This window comes from Oleiphilus sp. HI0128, from assembly GCF_001635365.1.
In genome coordinates, this window is record NZ_LWGG01000936.1 from 1 (window position 1) to 3,709 (window position 3,709).

At 43.3% G+C, this 3,709-nt stretch carries 4 protein-coding genes; 2 read left to right on the forward strand and 2 right to left on the reverse strand.

Annotation, left to right across the window (positions count from 1 at the left end; all coding sequences use genetic code 11):
• On the reverse strand, positions 1–1,168 hold a 1,168-nt coding region (locus A3763_RS15250; RefSeq protein ID WP_082880482.1), incomplete at its 3' end, for a malate synthase G.
• Positions 1,169–1,424: 256 nt separating this feature from the next.
• Here A3763_RS15250 and A3763_RS15255 point away from each other — a divergent pair.
• Together A3763_RS15255 and A3763_RS15260 are read left to right on the forward strand one after the other, a co-directional pair.
• Entirely contained in the window at positions 1,425–2,207 is a 783-nt protein-coding gene (locus A3763_RS15255; RefSeq protein WP_068507461.1) for a hypothetical protein, read from the forward strand.
• A 360-nt stretch (positions 2,208–2,567) separates the two neighbouring features.
• Entirely contained in the window at positions 2,568–3,440 is an 873-nt protein-coding gene (locus tag A3763_RS15260; protein ID WP_068507463.1) for a 7TM-DISM domain-containing protein, read from the forward strand.
• A gap of 80 nt (positions 3,441–3,520) precedes the next feature.
• Here A3763_RS15260 and A3763_RS15265 read toward each other — a convergent pair.
• On the reverse strand, positions 3,521–3,709 hold a 189-nt coding region (locus A3763_RS15265; protein ID WP_197482801.1), incomplete at its 5' end, for an ATP-binding protein.

The window sequence follows — 3,709 nt, forward strand, 5'->3', positions numbered from 1 at the left end:
AACCTGTTGTAGAGTTCTTGAATGGGCTATTGCCATTCAAGTCGTGAATAGCGATAAGCGCTGTCACAACACCGTCCATGATGCCTTCAGGAATTTCAGAACCGTCTTCCAAAAGAATCGCAGGGTTAGTCATCAAGTGACCTACGTTACGAACGAACAACATTGAACGACCTTTCAAAGAGAAAGTATTACCGTCAACACCCGTGAATTCACGGTCAGCATTCATCACACGTGTAAATGTCTTACCGCCTTTGCTTACGTCTTCAGCCAGATCGCCTTTCATTAGGCCTAACCAGTTGCCGTAAGTCGTCACTTTGTCTTCTGCGTCAACCGCAGCAACAGAGTCTTCACAGTCCATGATAGTGGTCAGTGCCGCTTCCATGATCAAATCTTTAACGCCAGCAGCGTCAGTTGAACCAACTGGGCTAGTCGCATCGATTTGGATTTCGATGTGCAAACCATTGTTCTTCAAAAGAATAGATGTTGGTGCAGCTACGTCGCCGGTGTAACCAACAAATTTGTCTTCTTCTTTTAGACCTGAAGTAGAACCGTCAGCCAGTGTCACGGCAAGCTTACCGTCAACGATTGCGTAGTTTGTTGTACCGACGTGAGAACCCTTAGCCAAAGGTGCAGCCGTGTCTAATACACCACGAGCATAAGCGATAACCTTGTCGCCACGTACTTTGTTATAACCTGGGCCCTTTTCAGCGCCACCTTCTTCAGAAATAACTTTCGTGCCATAAAGCGCATCGTACAAAGAACCCCAACGAGCGTTAGAAGCGTTCAATGCGAAACGAGCGTTCATTACTGGCACAACTAGCTGTGGGCCAGCCATTTCAGCGATCTCTGGCTCTACATTTTCAGTCGTTGCTTCAAATGCCGGGCCTTCTTCTACCAGGTAACCAATTTCCTGAAGAAATGCTTTGTACTCTGCGAAATCCAAAGACTGGCCTTTACGCTCAGAATGATACGCATCAATCTTAGCTTGAAGGTCATCACGCTTTGCAAGCAGCTCGCGGTTACGTGGTGCCAACTCATTAGCGATTGCGCTGAAACCAGCCCAAAATGCATCCTGATCGACGCCTGTACCTGGAATTGCTTTCTCGTTTACGAAATCGAATAGCTCTTTTGCGACCTGCAGGCCTGCAGCTTGAACGCGCTCTGTCATCTTTGTATCAGCCTCAACACTTGAAATAACAAGGAAATTGCCCCTAGCAAAAGTAAACTTCTTCGCCAGGTGCGTAATAAAGGCGGCAGATTTTACATGAAAATGTGACAAACCCCAAATTCTATCCGATCAAAGTTTGCACAATCATTTACCATTTCACCCTAAATCCCAGATAGAAAATCACAAACGCTGGTCTATACTCAAAGGTATAAGCAATTTCAGTTTAACCTTTTGTATATTTTTTAAGATCTTAGCTATGTCAACAACCACTATTACAATCGCCATCGTTGCTATCATATTTCTTTGCATTGGTGCTATTTATATTTCTCAAGCGCGCGAGCGAGCACGTGTTGAGCGCATTCGCAAAACCAATGTGCTGACTGAGCGACATAACCGCATGCAACAGTTGATTCACGACCTGCCCCCGCAGTACTTAAACAACGAGCTACGCATCATGATCGCCGAGCGCTCAGTTGAAACGCTTAATGAACTGATCATTTTAAATAAAACCGAGCGCCTACAAGGTTACCTCACTGCTGATCATGACTATCTAAAGAACTTACGCGAAAACAACCCCAAATTTCCGGCAGTCCCCGTAAAAACAGAAGCCAAAGCCAAAGAAGTGAGAGGCTACCTGGAGGTACTTCAACGCTTTATTCAGTCACAACATAAGGCCAAGCGTCTGAATGCCGGCAGTGCAAAAAAATATCTGGATCACATCAGTCTTTCGATTTGCCAATCCAAAGCAGACTTATTCTGTGGCCGAGCCGAAGCGGCAAATGCCAATGGCAAGCCCAGAGTTGCAATTCATAATTACCACAGTGCAATTGATGCATTTAAAGAGTTTGCCAAACACCCTCAGGCCGCAAAAGCTATTGCGCTTTACAAAGCCAAAATCAAAGCGCTTGATGAAGTAGCGGATCAACACAACAAAAAATTCAGAGAACAAGAAGAAGCTAAAAAACAAGAAGGCAACAAAGAGTGGGATAGCTTTCTCGATGACGAAGACCAATGGCAAAAGAAGAATTCATACGACTAAAAACAAGTTTTTTCTCTTCTCTTGCATCTTAAAATAGGATTTTCCTGACATTATGTACTATTTTTAATATTTAGAAGAGCTCCATAATTAGCCCGGCTGATCGAGCTCTACCTATTCTGTCCACAATGAACTTCTCTGGACGACCTCAAAAAATAAAAAAGCCGTTTAGATGAGAAAAATCAGGCTCAGCCACCCATTAGCTAAATTATTCCTATTACTAATCCTCATCGTTGTAGGGCGTTATGCTTTTTCTGAACAACTTCCCGGATACAAGCTCAGCGCTGAGTCAATACCCGAAAATATAGGCATTTACACCCAATACATCGAAGATAAAGACGGCATTCTATTTTTGAAGATATTATGGCCGCGGACTCAAAGTATAATAATGGTCTAAAATGGCAAAATGCTCCCAACGATGGCCTTGCAAAAGGATTTACTGACTCAGTATATTGGCTCCGCTTTTCAGTCGATAACATAAGCCCAGAAGCCACACGCTGGTACCTTGAGGTTCGCTACCCGATCCTTGATTCAATTGAATACTTCATACCAGATAGTGAGGGCGAGTATACTAAAGAAATCGCAGGTGATGCTTATCCCTTTGAGCAACGAGACATCGATTATCGAAATATCGTTTTTTTACACAACACGCCAGCCAACGAAAGCCAAACTTTTTATATGCGCATCGATACCTCTAGTTCGATGTTTGTCCCCCTTCAAATATGGCCCAATGACACCTTCTTTCATGAAATAGATAAAGTTAAGCTACTGCTCGGCATTCTCTATGGGATCGTAATTCTTGCGCTATTTATTTCAGCAGTAAATGCCGTATTCCTAAGAGACGTCATGTATATCTGGTTAAGCGGTATCTTTATCTGCTTTTTCTTGTACCTGGGTGGGATTAAAGGGGTTGCCTTCCAAGCCTTATGGCCAAACTCTCTCTATTGGCAGAAAATCAGCATCCCCTTCTTCATGAATATGAGCGTTGCATTCGGCTTCTTATATTGTCGCGCCTACATCAACTTAAGAGTGCTGTCTCTCAAGCTTGACCTGTCAATTAAAGTCTTGGCGGCGCTAGCTTTTGCCACAAGCTTACTCTGCTTTATTATCGAATACGAATACATCATTAGCATCAGCACAATCGTAACCATGCTTTCACAAGTCATATGTTTAAGCATCGGCCTCTACTCCTGGTATAAAGGCAATACGGCAGCCCGCCTGTTAATTTGCATGTAAAACTGACCCTGCTTTTGCACTTAATTTTGACCCGCCTGAGAGGCCAGATTATGGCCTGAACTTTTCTTTTATTTCCAGTTTTAAATTCGTTTATTAGTAGATTCTTTGTAGCGGTAACTTTCGTTACCTGTTTCAATGATGTGACAGTGATGCGTTAGTCGATCAAGTAATGCGGTTGTCATCTTTGCGTCACCGAAGACTTGGCTCCACTCTGAAAAGCTTAAGTTAGTCGTGATAATCACACTTGTTTTCTCATATAGTTTGCCTAG